The organism is Rheinheimera maricola (genome assembly GCF_016918075.2).
GTDB lineage: Bacteria > Pseudomonadota > Gammaproteobacteria > Enterobacterales > Alteromonadaceae > Alishewanella > Alishewanella maricola_A.
Window position 1 is genome coordinate 286167 of the sequence record NZ_JAERPS020000003.1, and the last position, 21820, is coordinate 307986.

Annotated in this window: 23 protein-coding genes; 17 read left to right on the forward strand and 6 right to left on the reverse strand. The window is 49.4% G+C overall.

What is annotated here, in order from left to right:
* The first annotated feature begins 79 nt into the window (after window positions 1–79).
* The 10 genes from hisG (at window position 80) to I4W93_RS10055 (ending at window position 11670) form a co-directional block, all read left to right on the forward strand.
* Window positions 80–988, forward strand: a complete 909-nt coding sequence (hisG, locus tag I4W93_RS10010; protein ID WP_205311061.1) for an ATP phosphoribosyltransferase — start codon at window positions 80–82, stop codon at window positions 986–988.
* Window positions 989–990: 2 nt separating this feature from the next.
* The gene (gene hisD, locus I4W93_RS10015; protein WP_205311060.1) at window positions 991–2307 is read left to right on the forward strand and encodes a histidinol dehydrogenase; all 1317 of its coding nucleotides are present in this window, start codon (window positions 991–993) and stop codon (window positions 2305–2307) included.
* A 12-nt stretch (window positions 2308–2319) separates the two neighbouring features.
* Window positions 2320–3420, forward strand: a complete 1101-nt coding sequence (hisC, locus tag I4W93_RS10020; protein WP_205311059.1) for a histidinol-phosphate transaminase — start codon at window positions 2320–2322, stop codon at window positions 3418–3420.
* Window positions 3417–4487, forward strand: a complete 1071-nt coding sequence (hisB, locus tag I4W93_RS10025) for a bifunctional histidinol-phosphatase/imidazoleglycerol-phosphate dehydratase HisB (RefSeq protein WP_205311058.1) — start codon at window positions 3417–3419, stop codon at window positions 4485–4487. The genes hisC and hisB overlap by 4 nt, the downstream gene beginning before the upstream one ends.
* On the forward strand, window positions 4487–5080 hold the full coding sequence (hisH, locus tag I4W93_RS10030; RefSeq protein ID WP_205311057.1) for an imidazole glycerol phosphate synthase subunit HisH: 594 nt from the start codon (window positions 4487–4489) through the stop codon (window positions 5078–5080). Before hisB ends, hisH begins: the two co-directional genes overlap by 1 nt.
* Entirely contained in the window at window positions 5077–5814 is a 738-nt protein-coding gene (hisA, locus tag I4W93_RS10035) for a 1-(5-phosphoribosyl)-5-[(5-phosphoribosylamino)methylideneamino]imidazole-4-carboxamide isomerase (protein ID WP_205311056.1), read from the forward strand. Before hisH ends, hisA begins: the two co-directional genes overlap by 4 nt.
* On the forward strand, window positions 5796–6569 hold the full coding sequence (gene hisF, locus I4W93_RS10040) for an imidazole glycerol phosphate synthase subunit HisF (protein ID WP_205311055.1): 774 nt from the start codon (window positions 5796–5798) through the stop codon (window positions 6567–6569). The genes hisA and hisF overlap by 19 nt, the downstream gene beginning before the upstream one ends.
* 383 nt (window positions 6570–6952) lie before the next feature.
* The gene (gene hisIE / locus I4W93_RS10045; RefSeq protein WP_205311054.1) at window positions 6953–7567 is read left to right on the forward strand and encodes a bifunctional phosphoribosyl-AMP cyclohydrolase/phosphoribosyl-ATP diphosphatase HisIE; all 615 of its coding nucleotides are present in this window, start codon (window positions 6953–6955) and stop codon (window positions 7565–7567) included.
* Between the two features lie 87 nt (window positions 7568–7654).
* On the forward strand, window positions 7655–9352 hold the full coding sequence (locus I4W93_RS10050; RefSeq protein WP_205311053.1) for a diguanylate cyclase domain-containing protein: 1698 nt from the start codon (window positions 7655–7657) through the stop codon (window positions 9350–9352).
* A gap of 161 nt (window positions 9353–9513) precedes the next feature.
* On the forward strand, window positions 9514–11670 hold the full coding sequence (locus I4W93_RS10055) for a S46 family peptidase (protein WP_205311052.1): 2157 nt from the start codon (window positions 9514–9516) through the stop codon (window positions 11668–11670).
* A 138-nt stretch (window positions 11671–11808) separates the two neighbouring features.
* Here the strand turns inward: I4W93_RS10055 and I4W93_RS10060 are convergent, their stop codons facing one another.
* Complete coding sequence (locus I4W93_RS10060) at window positions 11809–12237, reverse strand: CBS domain-containing protein (RefSeq protein WP_205311051.1); 429 nt, start codon at window positions 12235–12237, stop codon at window positions 11809–11811.
* Between the two features lie 211 nt (window positions 12238–12448).
* Here I4W93_RS10060 and I4W93_RS10065 point away from each other — a divergent pair, with 211 nt between their 5' ends.
* The gene (locus I4W93_RS10065; protein WP_205311050.1) at window positions 12449–12934 is read left to right on the forward strand and encodes a fasciclin domain-containing protein; all 486 of its coding nucleotides are present in this window, start codon (window positions 12449–12451) and stop codon (window positions 12932–12934) included.
* An 8-nt stretch (window positions 12935–12942) separates the two neighbouring features.
* Here the strand turns inward: I4W93_RS10065 and I4W93_RS10070 are convergent, their stop codons facing one another.
* Window positions 12943–13821, reverse strand: a complete 879-nt coding sequence (locus I4W93_RS10070; RefSeq protein WP_205311049.1) for an EamA family transporter — start codon at window positions 13819–13821, stop codon at window positions 12943–12945.
* A 314-nt stretch (window positions 13822–14135) separates the two neighbouring features.
* Here I4W93_RS10070 and I4W93_RS10075 point away from each other — a divergent pair, with 314 nt between their 5' ends.
* Both I4W93_RS10075 and I4W93_RS10080 read left to right on the forward strand, forming a co-directional pair.
* The gene (locus tag I4W93_RS10075) at window positions 14136–15413 is read left to right on the forward strand and encodes a DUF3422 family protein (RefSeq protein ID WP_205311048.1); all 1278 of its coding nucleotides are present in this window, start codon (window positions 14136–14138) and stop codon (window positions 15411–15413) included.
* 62 nt (window positions 15414–15475) lie between these two features.
* A complete protein-coding gene (locus I4W93_RS10080; protein WP_224673372.1) occupies window positions 15476–16186 on the forward strand; it encodes a lytic transglycosylase domain-containing protein in 711 nt (236 codons plus the stop codon).
* Window positions 16187–16518: 332 nt separating this feature from the next.
* On the opposite strand, the gene I4W93_RS20525 is transcribed toward I4W93_RS10080, so the two are convergent.
* The 4 genes from I4W93_RS20525 to I4W93_RS10100 form a co-directional block, all read right to left on the reverse strand.
* Window positions 16519–16638 carry a PEP-CTERM sorting domain-containing protein gene (locus I4W93_RS20525; RefSeq protein ID WP_205311047.1) on the reverse strand — a complete coding sequence of 40 codons (120 nt, stop codon included), beginning with the start codon at window positions 16636–16638 and terminating at the stop codon, window positions 16519–16521.
* 98 nt (window positions 16639–16736) lie between these two features.
* On the reverse strand, window positions 16737–17165 hold the full coding sequence (locus I4W93_RS10090) for a CBS domain-containing protein (protein ID WP_205311046.1): 429 nt from the start codon (window positions 17163–17165) through the stop codon (window positions 16737–16739).
* 26 nt (window positions 17166–17191) lie between these two features.
* A complete protein-coding gene (locus tag I4W93_RS10095) occupies window positions 17192–18316 on the reverse strand; it encodes a PilT/PilU family type 4a pilus ATPase (RefSeq protein WP_205311045.1) in 1125 nt (374 codons plus the stop codon).
* Between the two features lie 6 nt (window positions 18317–18322).
* A complete protein-coding gene (locus tag I4W93_RS10100; RefSeq protein ID WP_205311044.1) occupies window positions 18323–19375 on the reverse strand; it encodes a type IV pilus twitching motility protein PilT in 1053 nt (350 codons plus the stop codon).
* Window positions 19376–19405: 30 nt separating this feature from the next.
* Here I4W93_RS10100 and I4W93_RS10105 point away from each other — a divergent pair, with 30 nt between their 5' ends.
* The 4 genes from I4W93_RS10105 to yggU are packed head-to-tail and all read left to right on the forward strand — an operon-like array spanning window position 19406 to window position 21779.
* A complete protein-coding gene (locus I4W93_RS10105) occupies window positions 19406–20092 on the forward strand; it encodes a YggS family pyridoxal phosphate-dependent enzyme (protein ID WP_205311043.1) in 687 nt (228 codons plus the stop codon).
* A gap of 8 nt (window positions 20093–20100) precedes the next feature.
* Window positions 20101–20916 carry a pyrroline-5-carboxylate reductase gene (gene proC / locus I4W93_RS10110; RefSeq protein WP_205311042.1) on the forward strand — a complete coding sequence of 272 codons (816 nt, stop codon included), beginning with the start codon at window positions 20101–20103 and terminating at the stop codon, window positions 20914–20916.
* 30 nt (window positions 20917–20946) lie between these two features.
* The gene (locus I4W93_RS10115) at window positions 20947–21486 is read left to right on the forward strand and encodes a YggT family protein (protein WP_205311041.1); all 540 of its coding nucleotides are present in this window, start codon (window positions 20947–20949) and stop codon (window positions 21484–21486) included.
* A complete protein-coding gene (gene yggU / locus I4W93_RS10120) occupies window positions 21483–21779 on the forward strand; it encodes a DUF167 family protein YggU (protein ID WP_205311040.1) in 297 nt (98 codons plus the stop codon). The genes I4W93_RS10115 and yggU overlap by 4 nt, the downstream gene beginning before the upstream one ends.
* The last annotated feature ends 41 nt before the right edge of the window (window positions 21780–21820 follow it).

Consider the following 21820-nt stretch of genomic DNA (forward strand, 5'->3'; position numbering starts at 1 on the left):
GCAACAAAAACCCCGAGCCCAGGCCCGGGGTTTTTGTTTATTCGCATTACACATTTTAATTATCGTCACGGAGACTATTATGAGTCCGGCAACAGAATCTAAACGCTTACGTATCGCCATGCAGAAATCCGGCCGTTTATCGGTCGACTCCCAAGCCCTGTTCGCCAGCTGCGGCCTAAAAATCAACTTGCGCGAGCAGCGCCTTATCGCCCATGTCGAGAATATGGATATTGACATTTTGCGCGTGCGTGATGACGACATACCGGGCTTGGTGATGGATGGCGTCTGTGATTTGGGCATCGTTGGTGAAAACGTGCTGGAAGAAGAATCACTGCAGCGCAAGCTGGACAACGACAGCTTTGATTACACGGTATTAAAACGGCTGGACTTTGGCGGCTGCCGCTTGTCGATTGCCGTACCGCAGGAAGAGGACTACAGCGGTATTGCCTCGCTGGACGGCAAAACCATTGCCACCACCTACCCGCGCTTGCTGGCGCGTTATTTAAAAGAGCAAGGTGTCAGTGCCCGTATTGTTAATTTAAAAGGCTCGGTTGAAGTAGCGCCCCGTGCCGGCCTGGCCGATGCGATCTGTGATTTAGTCTCTACCGGCGCAACTTTAGAAGCCAATGGCTTAAAAGAAGTTGATGTAATATACCGCAGCAAAGCGGTACTTATTCAGCGCAAAGGCTTAAGCGATGAGCGCCAGCTTAAGCTGATTAATAAGCTGATGCCGCGCATTAATGGCGTGATGCAAGCCAATGAAAGCAAATACATTATGCTGCACGCACCACGCGCCCGCTTAGATGAAGTGATTGCACTGCTGCCGGGCGCTGAAAACCCCACCATGCTGCCGTTGGCCGGGAATAATGACATGGTGGCCATTCACGTGGTCAGCAGTGAAACGCTGTTTTGGGAAACCATGGAGCAATTAAAAGCCCTGGGCGCCAGCTCAATTTTGGTACTGCCAATTGAAAAGATGATGGAGTAGCTATGAGCCGGGTATTTGATTGGTCGCAGTTATCCGCCACTGAGCAACAAGCGGCATTGGCGCGGCCTGAGCTTGCCGACTCTGCCGTTTTAGGTGAGCAAGTACGGGCCATTATTAATACTGTGCGTCAGCAAGGCGATGCAGCCCTTGTTGCTTTTAGTAAGCAGTTTGATGGCTTAACAGCTAACCCACTGCGTTTAAGTGTGCAGACTAAAATGGCACAGTTAAATAAGCTTTTGCCCGAACGTAAAGCCGCCATTGAGTTGGCGTATGACAATATCCGTAAATTCCATGCTGCCCAGTTACCACGCGATATCGAAGTGGAAACCAGCGCCGGTGTTATGTGCCAGCTAAAAAGTCGCGCCATTGCCGCAGTAGGCTTGTATATCCCGGGCGGCAGTGCGCCTTTGCCGTCCACCGTGCTGATGCTGGGCGTACCAGCGCAGTTAGCCGGTTGCGAGCGTATTGTGTTGGTTACGCCGCCGGGTAAACCGGAAGCCGGTGATATTGCAGCAGAAATTCTGTACGCAGCAGAGCTGTGTGGTATTAACGAGATTTACACCATCGGCGGAGCACAGGCTATTGCTGCGCTGGCCTATGGCACGCAAACTATTGCCAAAGTGGATAAAATATTTGGCCCCGGCAACCGCTATGTCACCGAAGCCAAACAGCAGGTGAGCCAGGATGCCAAGGGCGCGCAAATTGATATGCCGGCTGGGCCGTCTGAAGTACTGGTGCTGGCAGATAACAGCGCCAACCCGGCGTTTGTTGCCGCAGACTTGTTATCGCAAGCCGAGCACGGCCCCGACTCTCAGGTCATTTTAGTCAGCGACAGCGCAGCGTTAATAGACGCCGTGCAGGCTGAGGTCGTCAGCCAATTAGCCCGGTTACCCCGTAAAGACATCGCCTCGGCCGCACTGAGCCACAGCCGTTATATTTTAACCGCCGATTTAGCCCAGGCGGTAGCGGTAACCAATGCCTATGCACCAGAGCACTTAATTGTGCAAACTGCTGTAGATGATGAGCTTACTGAGCAATTTAACAGTGCAGCCAGTATCTTTGTCGGTAAATGGACGCCGGAGTCGGCCGGCGATTACGCCAGCGGCACAAACCATGTGTTACCGACTTATGGCTACAGCAAAACCGTGTCGAGTTTGTCACTGGCCGATTTTTACCGCCGCTTCACGGTGCAAAAATTAACGGCGCAAGGCATGCGCAATATTGGCCCGGCCATCGTCACGCTGGCTGAAGCGGAAAGCTTAGATGCGCACGCCAATGCAGTGCGCTTGCGTCTGGCTGAACTGAATAATAGCAATTAGGGTTGAATAAACATGTCTGATAAAAATCCTACTGGCGTAGCTAACTTAGCCAGACAAATCGTCAAAGATCTGGTGCCTTACGCATCAGCACGCAGCAGCATGAGTGGCGGCGCGGTGTGGCTTAACGCCAATGAAAACGCGCTGGCACCAAGCTATCAATTAGACGGCACTTTTAACCGCTATCCGTCCTGCCAACCTAAGGCGGTAATTAATGGCTATGCCGCCTATGCAGGTGTAAACCCGGAGCAGGTGCTGGTCAGCCGCGGCGCCGATGAAGGCATTGAGCTTTTGATCCGCAGCTTTTGTGAGCCTAAGCAAGACAGCATTACTATTTGCCCGCCGACTTACGGCATGTATGCGATTAGCGCTGAAAGTAACCAAACCCTAGTGAATAAAGTGCTGTTAATTAACAATGAGCAGCTGGATTTGGCCGGCATTTTTGCTACTAATCCAAAACTGGTGTTTATTTGCAGCCCGAATAACCCGACCGGTGATTTGATCCCGCGTGAGCAAATTATCGCTGTGCTTGAGCACTTTGCCGCTAAAGCATTAGTAGTAGTGGACGAAGCCTATATCGAGTTTGCGCCCCAGGCATCGGTAGTAGACTTACTGAGCCACTATCCACATTTAGTTATCCTGCGAACCCTGTCTAAAGCCTTTGGCCTCGCCGGTTTACGCTGTGGCTTTACGCTGGCCTCAGTCGATGTGATTAACGCACTGAAAAAAATGATAGCGCCCTACCCGATTGCCGAGCCGGTGGCGCAAATTGCTGCCCAGGCGTTATCTAACGCAGGCATAGCGCAAATGCAGCAAAGCGTGGCGACAATTAATCAGCTACGCGATGACTTTATCAGCTTTGCCAAAAGCCAAAGCGGCATTAACAAAGTCTGGCCCAGCAACGCCAACTATGTGCTGCTGCAGGTAGACAACGCCGCCGACTGCGTCAGCGCGCTAATTAACGCCGATATTTTAATCCGCAATCAGTCCAGCCAGCTGGGTTTATCGCAAGTGGTGCGGGTGTCGGTTGGCACCGCAGATGAAATGCAACGCTTACAGCAGGCGATGCAGCAATATTTTTTAAATAACGAAGCAACTAAGAGAGCACGCGCATGAGTGGCCAGCCTATTTTATTTATCGACCGCGACGGCACCATGGTAGAAGAGCCGCCAATTGACAAGCAGCTGGATAGCCTGGAAAAGCTGGCTTATGAGCCGGGCTTAGTGCCGGCCTTATTAAAGCTACAAGCTGCCGGCTACCGTTTAGTGATGGTAACCAATCAGGATGGTTTAGGTACTAGTAGCTTCCCGCGCGATACCTTTGATGCACCGCAGAACAAAATGATGCAGCTGTTGACCTCGCAAGGCATTAACTTTGATGACGTATTGATTTGCCCGCACTTTGACAGTGACAACTGCAGTTGCCGCAAGCCGAAACTTGGCTTGGTAAAAGACTATCTGCAACAGGGTAAAATCGACTTTACCAATTCTTACGTGATTGGCGACAGGTTAACTGATGTGCAGCTAGCCGAGAATATGGGGCTGCCGGCATTTCAATATAACCGCGACACGCTGGGCTGGCAGGATATTACCAAGCAGCTGCTAAGCCGCGGCCGCAAAGCCACCGTGCGCCGTACCACCCGTGAAACTGACATTGAGATCAGCGTTGATCTGGATAACAGCGGCAATAACTTTTTTGGCACCGGTGTGGGCTTTTTTGACCACATGCTGGAGCAAATTGCCACCCACGGCGGCTTTTCACTGCAGGTAAAAGTTACCGGCGATTATCACATTGACGATCACCACAGTGTTGAAGACACCGCACTGGCGCTGGGCCAGGCATTAAAGCAGGCACTGGGCAACAAACGTGGCATTAACCGTTTTGGTTTTGTGTTGCCGATGGATGAATGCCGCGCCGAGTGTGTACTGGATTTATCCGGCCGGCCGTTATTTGTGTTTAACGGCGAGCTGGGCGACGGCGCTGTAGGTGGTTTAACCCTGGAAATGGTGCCGCACTTTTTCCGCTCGTTAAGCGATGCCATGCTGATGTCACTGCACTTAAGCATTACCGAAGGCAATAAGCACCACAAGGTAGAGGGCCTGTTTAAAGCCTTTGGCCGTGCGCTGCGCCAGGCGATTACCGTATCGGGCGAGGCGCTGCCAAGCTCAAAAGGAGTACTTTAATGCAACTGGTCATTGTTGATACCGGCTGCGCCAATATCAGCTCGGTGTATTTTGCCTTTAAACGCTTAGGTATTGAGGCCACGATTAGCCGTGATGCCAAAGTGATTAAAGCCGCCGACAAAGTGCTGCTGCCGGGCGTGGGTACTGCGCACAATGCCATGGCCAAGCTTGAGCAAGCAGAGCTGATTGACACCCTGCAAGGCTTGCAGCAACCGCTATTAGGCATCTGCTTAGGTATGCAAATGCTCACCAGCCACAGCATGGAAGGCGATGTTGGCTGTTTAAACCTTATTCCGGGCGAAGTACTGCCAATGCAAAGCGCTGGCCTGCGTTTACCACATATGGGCTGGAACACATTGCACAGCATCAGTGAACACCCGTTAATGCGCGGTTTTTCTGTCACAGACTATGTGTATTTTGTCCACAGCTTTGCTGTTGCAGCGGGAGCGCACGCACTGGCGCAATGTCACTACGGCAGCGATTTTGCCGCGGTTATTGGTAAAGATAATGTCGCCGGCGCACAGTTTCACCCTGAGCGCTCGGGTAAAACCGGCGCGCGTTTATTGCAAAACTTTCTGGAGTGGCAGCTATGATTATCCCCGCCATTGATTTAATTGACGGCACTGTGGTGCGACTGTATCAGGGCCGTTACGACAACACTACCGAATACGATTTCAGCCCGCTTGGCCTGCGTAATCAGTACGCCGGTGCAGGTGCCGACTGGCTGCATATTGTCGATTTGTCCGGCGCCAAAGATGCCACTAAACGCCAGTTAACATTACTAACTGAGCTGATGAGCGCGGCACCGCTGCATATTCAGGTTGGCGGCGGTGTGCGCTCTGAGCAAGATGTAAAAGACTTACTCGACGCCGGTGCTGGCCGTGTGGTTATTGGCAGTTTAGCCATTCGCCAACGCGAACTGGTGCAAGGCTGGGTGCGCAAATACGGCGGCGAGCAAATCGTGTTGGCGCTGGATGTAGCCATAAACGACAATGGCGAGAAAACCCTGCCCTCGCATGGCTGGATTGAGCAATCCAATATTACCCTGGAGCAGGTGCTGGATGGCTATATCGCCGCCGGCGCTCAGCATGTGTTATGTACCGACATCAGTAAAGACGGCACCTTAACTGGCTCTAATGTGCAGCTGTATAAAGAGCTGGCAGCAAACTACCCGCAAATTCAGTGGCAGGCCTCTGGCGGCATTGGCAAGCTGGACGATATTCGCGCCTTAATTGGCAGCGGCGTCGCCGGGGTCATTCTGGGTCGCTCCTTGCTTGAAGGTAAATTTACGCTGGAGGAGGCCATAGCATGCTGGCAAAACGGTTAATTCCCTGCCTGGATGTACGCGATGGCAAAGTGGTTAAAGGCGTACAATTTCGTAACCATGAGATTATCGGTGATATAGTACCGCTGGCGCAGCGCTATGCTGAGGCTGGCGCTGACGAACTGGTGTTTTATGATATTACCGCCTCCAGCGATGGTCGCGTAGTGGATAAAAGCTGGGTTAAACGCATTGCCGAAGTGATCGATATTCCGTTTTGCGTCGCCGGTGGCATAAAAACCGTAGCCGATGCTGGTAAAATTTTGGAGATGGGCGCTGATAAAATTTCAGTCAACAGCCCTGCGCTATCAAGACCAGAGCTGATCAACGAGCTGAATCATAATTTTGGCCAGCAATGTGTAGTTATTGGCATAGACAGTTTTTTTGATGTCGCCTCAGGCCAGTATCAGGTATACCAGTTTACCGGCGATGAAAGCTGCACAAAAAAAACCCAATGGCTTACCCGTGATTGGGTAGCAGAAGTGCTAAGCCGTGGCGCCGGTGAAATTGTGCTTAACTGCATGAATCAGGATGGCGTGCGCCAGGGTTATGATATCGCGCAGCTAAAAAGCATCCGCGATATTTGTACTGTGCCGTTAATCGCCAGCGGCGGCGCCGGCACTATGCAACATTTTAGCGATGTGTTTAACCAAGCCGATGTGGATGGCGCCCTTGCTGCCAGTGTGTTTCACAAAGGCATTATTGAAATAGCGGCGCTTAAAGCCAAGCTGATTGCCGATGGCATCAGCATCCGGCCGTAAAAGCAGAAACGGAGATTCGAACACGCAATCGCTGCGTACATTTTTGCTGTGACACGCCGTAAACCCATCCATGGGGGCTCGATTTATGAATTTCATCAATGAAATTCACCCCATGGGGCCAGCGAAGCTGTTCAAATTCGTTCCTGACGAATTTGTCAGCATCCATGGCCTCCAACGGTCGCTGAAAAAGGTACATCCGCACTTGCTCTGCTTGTGCCAACCGTCAAGCATATGTCTCAAGCGACGAGGTTTAACTGCTAAACAGAGCGTCTGTGGCAAGGATGCCACAGAGGAGCCTACAGGGAGGTATTTACGGCGTCTCTGTGTGCAGCTAAACCTCAGAGCCTGCTGTAAGCCAGAACAAAAATGAATAAAGGTCATTTATGAACGAACAACAAATCAAAGCGCTAAGCTGGCCCGATAACCAGTTATTACCGGCCATAGTGCAACATGCCATTTCCGGCAAAGTGCTGATGCAGGGCTATATGAACCCGGAGGCACTTGCGCACACGCTACAAAGCGGCAACGTAACCTTTTACAGCCGCAGCAAACAGCGATTGTGGACCAAAGGCGAGAGCTCGGGCCATACCTTACAGCTGGTTAGCGTTGACAGCGACTGCGATGCCGACAGCATTTTAGTGCTGGCATTACCACAGGGCCCAACCTGCCACGTCGGCACTGAAACCTGCTGGCATGATGACAGTGCTAATAGCCCGCAGCTGGCGTTCTTATACGACTTAGAACAAGTGATTAAGGCACGCGAAGGCAGCGATCCGGCCAGCAGCTACACCGCCAGCCTGTTTGCCAAAGGCGTAAAACGCATTGCACAAAAAGTCGGCGAAGAAGGCGTCGAATCCGCATTGGCTGCGATGGCCGGTGACCGGGAAGAACTCGCCAACGAAGCCGCCGATTTAATCTTTCACCTGTTGGTATTACTACGCAGCCAAAAGCTGGAACTGAACGATGTAATTAAGGTGCTGCAACAGCGGCATAAGTGAACTGGCAGTATTAGTGTACGTTAGAACATGACTTGATTTACAACGGCAGTAGCGCAGTAACGCTTTGCTAACTACACTTAGCTCGTTATGACAACCAAATCGCCGCATTTGCAGCGCGAGGCAAACCTTATCCAAATGCTGGACCCAATGTCCACCGACTGGAATCAGGCGTTGCCTGCACCTAATACAACGGTAACCAGTAAACTGGCTGCTGCGTTAGATTTTACCCGCCTAAATACCTTGTTTGAAAATTTCCTGCAGGTGATGGATATACCCATTGCTTTGCTTGACTTGCAAGGTAAGGTGCTGGCGTCATCGCGCTGGCAACGGGCCTGCATTCAGTTTCATCGGCAGAGTGAACATACCTTACAGCGCTGTTTAGAGAGTGACCGCGACCTGGCATTACAGCTGGAGCAAGGTAAAAACTATTCTATTTACCGTTGTCGCAATGGCCTGACCGACTGTGCCACGCCGATTATTCTTGATGGCGAGCATATTGCTAATTTGTTTATCGGCCAGTTTTTACTCAACGAGCCAGATACGGCGTACTTTACTGCACAAGCCAAAACTGCCGGCTTTAATACTGAGGACTACCTATCTGCTTTGGCAGAGGTGCCAATTATTGATGAAAGCCGCTTACCTGCAATGCTAAATATGCTGGCGTCATTGGCACTGCAAATTACCGAGCTTAGCCTGACCAATAACCGCTATCAGCATAGCTTGCAGCAAACCGAGCTGCAGGTGCAGCAGCGCACGCAAGAGCTGACACTGCAAAACCAAATTTTAAGCCAGATCAGCGAAGGTGCTGAACTAAAAGCCGTGCTGCACAACTTAGTAACGCAGGTGGAACAGCTACACCCGGAAATGTTGTGCTCCATTTTACTATTGGACGAAGATGGCACAACTTTGCGTCACGGCGCCGCACCATCCTTGCCCGATGCCTATAATCAAGCACTGGATGGCATTGCTATCGGCGTGGGGGTTGGCTCTTGCGGTACCGCTGCCAGTACCGGTGAAACGGTAATTGTAGCCGACATTAACAGTCATCCATACTGGCAGCCGTACCTTGCACTGGCAGAACTGGCTAAGGTTAAAGCCTGCTGGTCACAACCGGTAAAAAATGCCCAGGGCAAAGTGTTGGGCACCTTTGCAATTTATCACCACCATATCGCCGAACCCTCTGCTGAGCTGCTGCAGAAGATTAAAACTTATGGCAATTTGGCAGAACTGGCGATTAGCCGCAGCCAAAGCAACGCACAAATTCGCCGCCTGGCATTTTATGACAGCCTGACCGGCCTGGCTAACCGTCGCTTACTGGAGGAGCACTTACTGCAGGCGATGGCTGCCAGTAAACGTAGCCAGAAGTTCTGCGGCCTGATGTTCATCGATCTGGACAACTTTAAACCGGTAAATGATCTTTACGGCCATAAAGTAGGCGATACTCTACTGCAAGAAGTAGCCCGCCGGTTACAAAGCGCTGTGCGCCAGGCCGACACTGTAGCCCGTTTTGGTGGTGATGAATTTATCGTGCTATTGCGCGATATCGACGCTGACGCCCAGCGCAGCAGACAACATATGCACATTGTTGCCACAAAAATTGCCCAGGAATTATCCCGTCCTTACCCACTCAATGATAACAGCATGCATCAGTGCGCCTGTAGTATAGGTTTAGTGTTGTTTATCGGAGACACTGACAGTGACGAGTTATTGCGTCAAGCCGATACAGCAATGTATCAGGCGAAAAAGCAAGGACAAAATCGTCCTTGCTGGTATAGCAAAGCTTAACCCTCTTCCTCGCCTTACTAAACACCGCAGCTTAGCACTTACCCGTCGCATAAAAATGTAACAGCCTTTGTCTGTCTATTGACAAGACCGGCATGGAAACCGACTATAACCGCGGTCTTACGTTTAACACTTCTGTTAACACTAAAATAAAAAGAGTCGCTATGAAAAAATCCATCTTAATGCTGGCCGTAGCCAGCAGCTTCGCCATGGCCGATGAAGGCATGTGGATGCCGCAACAACTGCCTGACATTGCTACAGAATTAAAAGCCGCCGGTTTAGCGCTTAACCCAGCCGACTTAACTAAACTCACCGAATTTCCGGCTGCGGCCATTGTCAGTTTGGGCGGTTGTTCTGCCTCGTTTGTGTCGCCAAATGGCCTGGTTGCCACCAACCATCACTGCGTTTATGGCAGCATTGCACATAATTCCACGCCAGAAAATGATTTACTGGCCAACGGGTTTTTAGCGAAAAGCTTAGCTGATGAAGTTGCCGCAGCACCGGGTAGCCGTATTTTCGTTACCAAAGCGGTGGATAACGTAAGCGACAAAGTAATAGATGCCGCTACCGCCAAATTAACCGGCAAAAAACGCATTGATGCTATTGAAGCCAACCAAAAAGCACTGGTGGCAGAATGTGAAAAAGACGAAGGCCATCGCTGCACCGTTGCGGCTTATTACGGCAGCCTGGAATTCTACCGTATTAAACAGCTGGAAATTAAAGATGTGCGTTTAGTGCATGCACCGGCTGAAGGAGTAGGCAAATTTGGTGGTGACACCGACAACTGGATGTGGCCACGCCACACCGGTGATTACAGCTTCTACCGTGCTTATGTTAGCCCTGAAGGCAAATCGGCTGATTTTAGCTTGGATAACGTGCCTTATAAGCCAGATTTCCACTTAACGCTGGCTAAAGATGGCGTAAAAGAAGGTGATTTTGTTATGGCACTGGGTTACCCGGGCCGCACTAACCGTCATCGTTTACCCAGTGAAGTAAGTGATACCTTTGAATGGTCATACCCCAATACGGTAAGCCATTTTAAAAATACGCTAGACATTATTGGCCGCGAAACAGCCAACGACAAAGACGCTGATTTAAAATACGCCAGCCGCGTTGCTGGCTTAAACAACTATATGAAAAACCGCCAGGGTATGCTGGATAGCTTTGCCGATAGCGATTTTCTGGCACGTAAAACAGCTGAACACGCAGAATTAACCAGCTGGGTTAACAGCAGCCGCGACAACAAAAAAGCCTATGCTGATGACCTGAAAACTATCGAAAAGCTGCTAAAACAGCGCCAGGATAAAGACCGTAAAGACTATCTACTCGATAACGCCAAGCCACGCCTATTAACAGTAGCTGGCGCGCTGTACCGCTTAGCAGAGGAAAGCACCAAACCCGATGCAGAGCGTAAAGCCGGTTTCCAAAGCCGTGATTTACCACGTTACAAAGCCTTTGTTGCCGGTATGGAGCGTAATTTCGCCGTTAGCGTAGAAAAAGCACTGGATCTGTATAACTTAAGCCGCTACGCCGCTCAGCCGAAAAAACAACGCGATGCTGAGTTTGACAAGGTAATGGGCATTAAAGATAGCATGACAGAGCAGCAGCTAACAGCGCTTATCGACAACTGGTATATCAATACCAGCTTAGCCGCGCTGGATAAACGTAATGCCCTGTTGGAGATGACGCCTGAGCAAATCGCTGCAGTGGACGACAGCTTTGTCAAAGCGGCGGTTGCTCTGCATAAGTGGAACCTCAAGCAAGAAGCGGCAGAAGAAGAGCTGGCTGGTAAAATTCAACAAGCTTATGCCAGCTATATGCGCGCAAAAATTGCCTTTATGCAGTCTAAAGGTCAGGCGGTTTACCCTGATGCAAACAGCACTCTTCGCATTACTTACGGTAATGTAAAAGGCCGCGGCCATGGTAACGAAGATGGCAATGCCTGGGCGCCGTTTACCACGCTGCGCGGTATTACCGCTAAAGCGACTGGTGAAGGTGAATTTAATGCACCAAACAGCCAGTTAGACGCCATTAAAGCCAAGCAGTATGGCCCGTACAAGGTAGACAACTTAAACTCAGTACCGGTTAACTTTTTAGCCACACTGGATATTACCGGCGGTAACTCGGGTTCTGCAGTACTTAACAGCAAAGCCGAGCTGGTTGGCCTGGCGTTTGACGGTACGCTGGATTCCATTATTTCAGATTGGGATTACAACCCAAACAACACCCGCTCTATTCAGGTTGATCACCGTTTTATGCTGTGGCAAATGCAGCTGGATGGCGCTGATAATCTGTTAAAAGAAATGGGCGTGAAGAATTAGCGAGCATAGGTTTACTCTACGCCAACCGTTGAACGCATGGATGCGTGAGACGAGCCCCCATGGAAGGGTTCACGGCGCGTTGGCGTGAGTAGACCGGCGTGAGCCTTACACCATAGGCCGGCGGTATTGCCGGCTTTTTTATTGATTTTCCAATAACTCTGCCGCCAGCCGGACAAAGTCTGACGAGGTTAGAATACCTTTTAGCTTATTGTTTTCATCTACCACCGGCATACAACCATGACGGTTTTTAACAAAAAAGCTCGCCACGTCTTTTAGTGACTGATCAGGCGTAACAGCAGCAAAATCAGTCGCCATCATATCGGCCACTAATTGCTGTTTTTCTTTGCGTTCCAGCGCAGTAGCACCGAACTGTGCCATTAAACTCATCACCTTAGCCACCATAATCTTCTGCGTAAGCATGCCAACTAACTCGCCATTTTTTTCAATTACCGGAATATGGCGGATATTTTTTTGCCGCATTAAATCATGCGCATCTTTTAAGCTAGCGTCGCGCGTTACACATAAAGGGTCAATGGTCATTAATTCAGCAACAGTGGTAATAGTCATACATGGCTCCTGTATCCAAGCAGTTTGTTTGTATTAGATATAGCAAAAAGCGCGCTGGCTGCAGCGAACTGGATCAAGTTTTTTGCCGTACGCCGCTAAAAAGCGCCTGGTTTTGTCTGAGGAAAAAAATATAAATCTGATCTTATTATGCCGCAGTGGCGTTTTTATAGCCGATTGCTAAGCCCTATTATTAACTGAAAAAGGAAACGCTATGAAACTGTCACACCTTGTCACCGCGTCTTTATTGCTGGGTTCGCTGCTCGTTACCGCTCAGGCTCACAACCACAAAATGAAGGCAGATATTGTCGATACCGCAGTAGCTGCCGGTAGTTTTTCTACTTTGGTTACGGCCGTAAAGGCTGCTGATCTGGTAGATACATTAAAAAGTGCAGGTCCTTTTACTGTATTCGCCCCGAACGACGCGGCCTTTGCAAAAATCCCGGCTGCGGATTTAAATGCGCTGGTTGCTGATAAAGCCGCACTGACCAACGTACTGACTTACCATGTGGTTGCGGGCAAAGTCATGGCGGCAGATGTGGTGAAGTTAACATCGGCTAAAACCGTGCAGGGCCAGGATTTAGCGATTGAAGTAAAAGACGGTAAAGTCTACGTCAATGGCGCACAGGTCATTGCCACCGACATTGAAACCAGCAACGGCGTAATTCATGTGCTGGACTCGGTTGTAATGCCAAAATAAGTTAGCTGTTATGCCGTCTCAGGCTTACTGGCCTGAGACGACGTCAATGAGCTGCCCAAAGACGCCAGAATAACCAGAATAATCGCCAACCACTGCCATAGCGTTAACAGTTCGGCCAGAATTAAAAAGCCCGCCATAGCCGCGATTGCTGGCTCCATACTCATAAACACGCTGAAATTTTGCGACGTCATATTTCTAAGCGCCACCATCTCCAATGAATACGGGATGGCGCTGGATAAAATACCCACTAAGAAGCCCAGCGGTAACACTTCCCAGCTAAGCAGCGCCAGTCCCTGCGTTACCGCACCGACTGGCACCAGAACCGCTGCAGCCACTGTCATGCCCAGTGCCACAGTAATACCACCCGAACTTTGGCTATTGGTCTTTTTACCAAATAAAATATAACCCGCCCAACAGGCGCCGGCTGCTAATGCCAACATTACTCCCACCGGATCTAATGCATCTACGCCATGCATATCGGGCAACAGCAATAAAATACCGGCGATGGCAAAACCCACCCAAATCAAATCGCGCTTACGCCGCGAGGAAAATAGCGCCACGGCCAAAGGCCCGGTAAATTCCAGCGCCACACCAATACCCAACGGAATACGCGCAATAGCCAGATAAAACAGAATATTCATCCCGCCCAAACACAAGCCATACACCGTTATTGCCTGCCAATCACGGCCCTTGGGAAGCGCGCGCCAGGGCCGGAACACCAGCCATAGTACCAGCGCAGAAAAACCTAACCGCAGTGCCGTGGTGCCTTCAGGGCCAATTAATGGAAAAAGCTGCTTGGCAATCGAAGCGCCGGACTGAATGGTAATCATCGCCAACAATACGCTGATCACCGCGACAACCAGGCTGCGGTTTATTAATACTGACATAACAATAGAAATCCGAATGGACGTACAACACATGAAGGCGTTAATTGTAGCCTGCCGCAATGAAAAAAGGTAAGCCGCAGCGCACTGTATTGCGTCACCCGTGCGTTATTCCGGGGCAAATGTCGGTGAAACAAATTTGGCACATTGCAACCGACTTTAATACTTCAAAAAAATATCATTATCTGGCAATAATTTAACGTCAGATTGTGCATTAAACCGCTGCAGCAGTCGCTATGGCATGGCAACTGCACCGCATTGTGTTATCGGTATTCGTGCTCAGTTACTTTTTCGTCCTCTGACCCAGGAGCATTACTATGACCGGACTACACAATCGCAGCCATCCACTGCGCGATGTTTTGGATAAAGAACTGCAACAACGCACCTTCCCGGCGCTAACGGCGCCGTGCCGCTTGTGCCAGTTTATGCTAACGGTATCGCCAGCCTCACGTAGCAGCGAGCTGAGCTTGATGCAGCAACTGGCCAGTACACAAGGCAGCCACTTTAGTGAAACCGACCATGATATCAATCTGTCACTATTTGGTGGCACACTGCGGTTTGAAAAACATGGCGAGTTTTCCAGCTATGTCTTTATTCAACCGGGTAGCGAAAAGCAGCTGTTTGATGACCCGCTGGACTTTTTACCCAGCAGAAACTGGCTGGATGATGTTCCCGGCCAGATTTTTCGCGTGGTTCAGTTAAGCGTCGTTACACCAGCCCAGCTTAAGCTTAATGGCAATATCAACATGCTGTTTAACCCGGATAATTGCATCAGCAGCCTGCTGGCGGGCAACAAGGCGCGTATCTGGACAGATTTTCAAAAACATGCGGAAGGCGCCGGCCGTATGTTATTGCTGGATCAGGGCTTAAGTCCGGCGGCGCTGGGCCGCTTAGTGCAGCAGCTGTTCGATTTGGGCAACTATCGCAAACTGTCTTTACTGGGCTGGCCGCTGTCACGTCAGGCGTTAGCTAAGCTAACGGTACTGGAGCAACAGTTGTCGGATATTACTCAGCGCATTGAACATAAGAAAAATGATGATGAGCACCTGCTGAACGAGATAACAACTATGGCAGCGCAAACCGAGCACTTAATTGCCGATACCAGCTCGCGCTTGCAAGCCACTGCCGCGTATTACCAACTTACATTAGATCGGATTAAAAGCCTGGATGAAAACCCGATTGAAGGCTTATTGTCGCTACAGGATTTTACCGAACGGCGCTTAACACCGGCTTTTCGCACCAGCGAATCAGTGGCATTACGTCAAAATGCGTTATCGGGCCGGTTGGGACGTTCGACCGAGCTCTTGCGTACCCGAATTAACCTAAAGCTAGAGCAACAAAACCAACAGTTGCTGGCATCGATGGATAAACGCGCCAAACTGCAATTAAATATGCAGCAAATGGTAGAAAGCTTATCGTTAGTCGCCATCAGTTATTACGCGGTGCAGCTCAGCGACAAAGCCATTTATGCACTGGGACACTGGCTGCCACAGCTAGACACCGCATACTGGCAAAGTATTAGTGTACCGCTGACAATTTTCACGGTATGTCTGGTGCTATTTTGGCTAAACCGGCAGCTACACCGCGACAAATAATGCGCAGCGCTTGAGAATTCGCCGGCTAAGTGCTTTACTTGCGATCCGCTGTTATACGTTGGATGGGTAAAGTGCTTCGTAGTGCCGTTATTGTTTTTAGCTGTTTTTGTGCCTGCAGTGCCGCCAATGCGACGCAGGACGATGCAGCTGCAGCTAAAAAACAGCTGAAACTGGTGCCAGGCCAATCGCTACATAACGTCGCTGTGCCGGCAAAAAAATCTACCGCAGCCCAGATAGCCGTATATAAATCGGTGACAAAGGATGGCACAGCGCTGTTTTCCGATCGTAAACCCGTTAACCGCCCCTACCAGGTGGTGCGATTTGATTGCTTTGCCTGCGATCCGGTCTCCAATATTAACTGGCATACCGTACCGCTTTACACTAAACCCTATAACCGCATAATTGCCCTGGCCGCAAACGAGCACCAGCTCGACCCCGCGCTGATCCGTGCTGTGATCCACGCTGAATCTTCGTTCCGGCCACAAGTTATATCGAAAAAAGGCGCTATTGGCTTAATGCAGTTAATGCCAGAAACTGCAGCGTTTCTCGGCGTACAAGACTCAAGCCAGCCAGAACAAAACATCAGCGCCGGCAGCCGTTATCTGGCGCAACTGCTAAAACAACACAACAACGATACACAGCTAGCACTGGCCGCTTACAACGCTGGAGCTAGTAATATAAAGAAATACAACGGCATACCGCCGTTTGCTGAAACCCGGGCCTATATAGAACGGGTAGCGATTTTACATAAACGCTATCAGCGAGCGGGTTAATGCTCGGCGACGTTCTCGGCAAGTAAAAACTGCAAATGTTCTTCAACAGGTATTTGCTTTTCGATGAAGCTAACCCATGCTTGCCAGCTAGATACATCCGCTACATAGTCAGAGCGGGCAGTTACTTGTAAATCACTCAGCGCCTAAGCCTGAGTTTGTTGATATAACTCAGACTCCAATGTATTTCCTTTTAACAGCATTCTTAGTTATTTACTGTTTTTAATACGACTTTTTATCCTCCTGATACAGAATTATGAACCTCCTTCCACCAGACGAAAAAAAACACCAATCATGACAATTGATGCTTTTCTGAACAGCGCAATGAAACGATATTAGAATTTCTTTTTAAACCTACGTGATGCTAAACCAACCAAGGTTAATGCAAATATAGCAAGTGTTGAAGGTTCAGGTACATCTGCAACAGAGGTAATATTCCCAATGTTAATAGTCAAGCCATCACGTAAAAATGTGCGGCTAGAATTATCACTGTATGCTGAAATACATCAAAAAAATTCAATCTGATTCCACCAATTAATTAATGCCGAACAGGCTAAGCACCCGTGGCTGACTTGCCTAGCGCAGCGCGCAGGATGTCTTTCCATGACACCAGACCAAGCAGGTGACGGTGTTCATCTACCACGGGCAAACAACTGATATTATGTTGCAACAACAGCGCTGCGGCCTGCTTTACCGTGCTGTTTTCAGATAGGGTAATAACGGGCGTTATCATCACCTGATGTACTTTTCGACTGCGCATAAACACGGCAATAGATGGGTCTGATGCTGAGTCCATTACCGGACTTAACTCGCGAAAATAATCTTTTACCGAGACGATCCCCACCAGGCGATTGGTTTGTTCAACTACCGGTACATGTTGAAAACGGGCTTTAGCGAAAACTTCGCGTAAAGAAGCTAAGTTGGCGTCGGCTAAGGTTGTTACCAGCTTACTGCGATGGGTCATAATTTGCACAATGCTCATAACAGCCTCTTTAGCAAAGGTAAAGTTTAGTCTTGTTCTTTCTCGAAACCTTCAATGGTAACACCGGACAAAAACCCAGCGCCTTTAGTGTCACCACTGCGCAGTTTAATCATCAAGCGCAGATCGTTTGGCGAGTCGGCATGGTGTATTGCGTCTGCATAGCTAATTTGGCCGCGTTGATACATATCGTACAGTGCCTGATCGAAGGTTTGCATGCCCAGCTCTCGCGATTTGGTCATCACCGACTTAATTTCACCCATTTCACCGCGGGCGATTAAATCAGCGACCAGTGGCGAATTCAGCAACACCTCAATCGCGGCTAACCGGCCATTACCGTCAGCTGTGGGAATAAGTTGTTGTGCCACGATGGCTCGCAGGTTCAACGATAAATCAAACAACAGCTTCTGGTGCATCTCTTTAGGTACCAGGTGCATAATGCGGTCGATGGCCTGATTGGCGTTATTAGCGTGTAAAGTGGCAATACATAAATGGCCAGTTTCAGCAAACGACAGCGCATACTCCATGGTGTCCTGGCTGCGAATTTCACCAATCAAAATAACGTCCGGTGCCTGTCGCAACGAGCTTTTTAATGCCGCTTCAAATGACTCGGTGTCGATGCCTACTTCGCGCTGAGTAATTAGACTTTTTTGGTGTTCATGGACAAATTCAATTGGATCTTCAATGGTGAGGATATGCCCTTTGGTATTTTTATTGCGATAGCCTAACAAGGCAGCCAAAGAGGTAGATTTACCAGTACCCGTACCACCGACAAACAGCACCAGGCCCCGTTTGGACATGATGACTTCTTTCATAATGGGTGGTAGCCCCAACTCATCAACATTGGGGATTTTGGTTACGATACGCCGCACTACCATGCCCGCACAGTCGCGCTGCCAAAACGCCGACACACGAAAACGTCCGGCTTCATTAGAAATGGCAAAGTTACACTCTTTGCTGGTCATAAACTCTTGCTGCTGTTTGTCATTCATAGCAGACAGCACAAGCTTAAATGAACCGGCATCGGTCAGCGGTGTTTCATCTATCGGGGTCATTTCACCGTTAATTTTTGCCGCCACCGGCATGCCGGCGGTAACAAACATATCCGACGCTTTCATCGACACCATTTTTTCAAGAAAATCAACCAGCTGCATAATGTTCTATATCCTACCCATGGCGCCAAAGGTGTTTTTGTCCTGCGCTTTGGACGCCGCATCTTTTTGCGACACCAAACCACGGTTTACCAAGTTGACCAGACACTGATCCATAGTTTGCATACCATGGGATGCACCGGTTTGAATAACAGAGTACATCTGGGCTATTTTGTCTTCACGAATAAGGTTTCGTATTGCCGGCAAGCCAACCATAATTTCGTGTGCCGCAATACGGCCGCCGCCAATTTTTTTCAGCAGTGTTTGCGAGATAACGGCACGTAGCGACTCTGACAACATTGAACGCACCATGTCTTTTTCTTCGCCGGGGAATACGTCGATAATACGGTCTATGGTTTTCGGCGCTGAGGTGGTATGCAAAGTACCAAATACCAAATGGCCGGTTTCAGCTGCGGTCATTGCCAGGCGTATGGTTTCTAAATCACGTAATTCACCCACCAGAATAACGTCGGGATCTTCACGCAGTGCAGAGCGCAACGCATTACTGAAACTGTGCGTATCACGATGCACTTCACGCTGGTTTATCAGGCAAAGCTTATTGTTGTGCACAAATTCGATAGGATCTTCAATAGTCAGAATATGGTCGTGGCGCATGGTGTTAATGTAATCGATCATCGCCGCCAGGGTAGTACTTTTACCTGAACCGGTAGGTCCGGTTACCAGTACCAAACCACGTGGGTTTTCTGAAATAGTTTTGAAGATATCAGGCGCGCCTAAATCGTCCAGTGTTAATACTTCGCTGGGGATAGTACGGAACACAGCGGCCGCGCCCCGGTTTTGCACAAAGGCATTAACACGAAACCGCGCCAGGTTTGGCACTTCAAAAGAAAAATCCGACTCGAGATGTTCTTCGTATTCTTTGCGCTGTTTGTCGGTCATAATCTCGTACACCAGCGCATGCACATCTTTATGCGTTAAGGCTGGTATATTTAATTTACGCACATCGCCATCTACCCTGATTAATGGCGGTACGCCGGCAGACAAGTGTAAATCTGATGCTTTATGCTGCACACTAAAGGCTAATAATTCGGTAATATCCATGACAACTTTTACTCCACTTTGCCAATTAATATGAATAACATAGCAGAACAACTACAGCTCGCCTATCACAACCTTGCACAAAAATGCGCGCAAGTGTCCATTTGCGCGGACAAAGTACAACTGCTGGCCGTGAGTAAAACTAAACCGGTAGAGCACATTGTCAGTGCTTATCAGGCTGGCCAACGCCAGTTTGCTGAAAATTACCCGCAAGAACTGGCAAAAAAAGCAGAGCAATTGGCCAATTACCCTGATATTGGCTGGCACTTTATTGGCCCGTTGCAATCGAACAAAACAAAACTGGTGGCCGAACATGCCCACTGGATACACAGTATTGAGCGGTTAAAAATCGCTCAGCGCTTAGCCGCACAACGCCCGGCAACTATGGCTAAACTTAACGTATTATTACAGATAAACATTAGTGCTGAAGCCAGTAAGGCCGGTATCAATGCCGCACAGATGCTGCCACTGGCTGAGGCAGTAAGTCAGTTGCCACAACTTGAACTCAAAGGCCTGATGGCGATACCGGCACCGGGCGATGGAGAACAGGCCTTTGCTGCCATGCAACAGTTATCCAAGCAGTTACAGCAGCACTATCCGCAAGCTACTGAATTATCTATGGGAATGTCAGATGACTGGCCTTTGGCTCTGACATATGGCGCAACTATGATACGATTAGGCACCGCAATTTTTGGTGCAAGAGATTATCAACAGGAATGACAAAGCAGATGAATGACAATATGGTTGCCTTTATTGGTGCTGGTAATATGGCTCGCTGTGTTATCGCAGCTATGGTAAATGCCGGCTATCCGGCTGACAATATTATTGCCGCCAATCGCAGCCAGCCTAAACTTACTGCCCTAGCGGCAGACTACGGTATTCAAACTACGCTGGATAATATTGAAGCAGTAAAAAAAGCGGATGTTATTGTGTTGGCAGTAAAACCGCAGATGATGCAGGAATTGTGCGCGGCGCTTATTGCCGCAGCCCCGGAGATAGCCGAAAAACTGTTTGTTACGCTGGCTGCCGGCATCACTGCCGCCCGTTATCAGCAATGGTTGGGCGATATTCGTCTGGTGCGGGCAATGCCTAATACCCCGTCATTGGTTCAACTGGGGGTTAGCGGTTTGTTTCCTACTGGCTGCTCTAATTATGAAAAAGCTTTTGTTGATCACATGTTCAGTGGCACCGGCATCACGGTATGGCTGGATAACGAAGCGCAGATTGACCATGTTATTGCCGTTACCGGCAGTTCACCGGCCTACTTCTTTTTCTTTATGCAAGCGATGCAACAAGTGGCCGAACAACTAGGCTTTGATGCAGCCCAGGCCAAAAAAATGGTGGCGCAAACCGCACTAGGTGCAGCGACTATGGCCCTTACCAGCGAACACAGTTTTGCTGAGCTGAGGGCGCAGGTTACGTCAAAAGGCGGTACTACGCACGAGGCAGTAACCACCTTTGCTGAACAAGGCCTTGAAAAAATGGTTTCTGATGCCATGTATGCCGCTATTAAGCGGGCGCAGGAAATGGCGCAAAGCCTATAATAATGCCTTTTTTATGATGCGGAGAACCTGATGCAAGCTGTGCTATTTCTAATTGATACTGCCTTTAGTCTGTACCTTATGGTTATGATATTGCGCTTGTGGTTACAACTGGTGCGAGCCGATTTTTACAACCCGTTTAGCCAGTTTGTGGTAAAAGCCACCAACCCACTGGTACTGCCGCTACGCCGTGTTATTCCTAGCATCGGTAGCATGGACAGTGCAACTCTATTACTAGCTTATGGCATTATGCTGGCTAAATTGCTAATTATGCAGTTGATTAGCAGCGGTCAGGTTGTATTAGTCCCTAGTCTTATCTTCGCTGTCATTTTTCTGTTGAAAGAAATTTTTACTTTGCTGTTTTGGATCCTGGTGATCCGCGCCTTGCTTAGCTGGTTCAGCCAAGGCAGAAGCCCGGTCGAGTATGTTATGCACCAATTAACTGAACCACTGCTGCGCCCGATACGCCGTATTCTGCCACCGCTGGGAGGGCTGGATTTATCGGTGCTGGTGGTATTGGTTGGTTTGCAGTTTCTAAATATTTTGTTTAGCAGCTGGTTTCCTGGCCTTTGACATGTGTTACGTCTAGCGGCAGCGATATCCGCTTAAAGCTATATATTCAGCCCAAAGCCAGCCGCGATTGCTGGGCTGGCCGGCATGGCGATGAGCTGAAAATTGCTATTACTGCCCCCCCTGTTGACGGCAAAGCTAACGCCCACCTACAAAAATATCTGGCGAAAAGTTTTGCCGTGGCCAAATCACAGGTAATTATTGAAAAAGGTGTACTGGGCCGGCACAAAACCGTGTTAATTATTGCACCAAAACAGCTACCCGAGCTGGTAAAAAGCCAGTTAGCCTTAGCCTGAGGCGCTATACTTAAGCGCCAAACGACAACGTTGGAGAATAA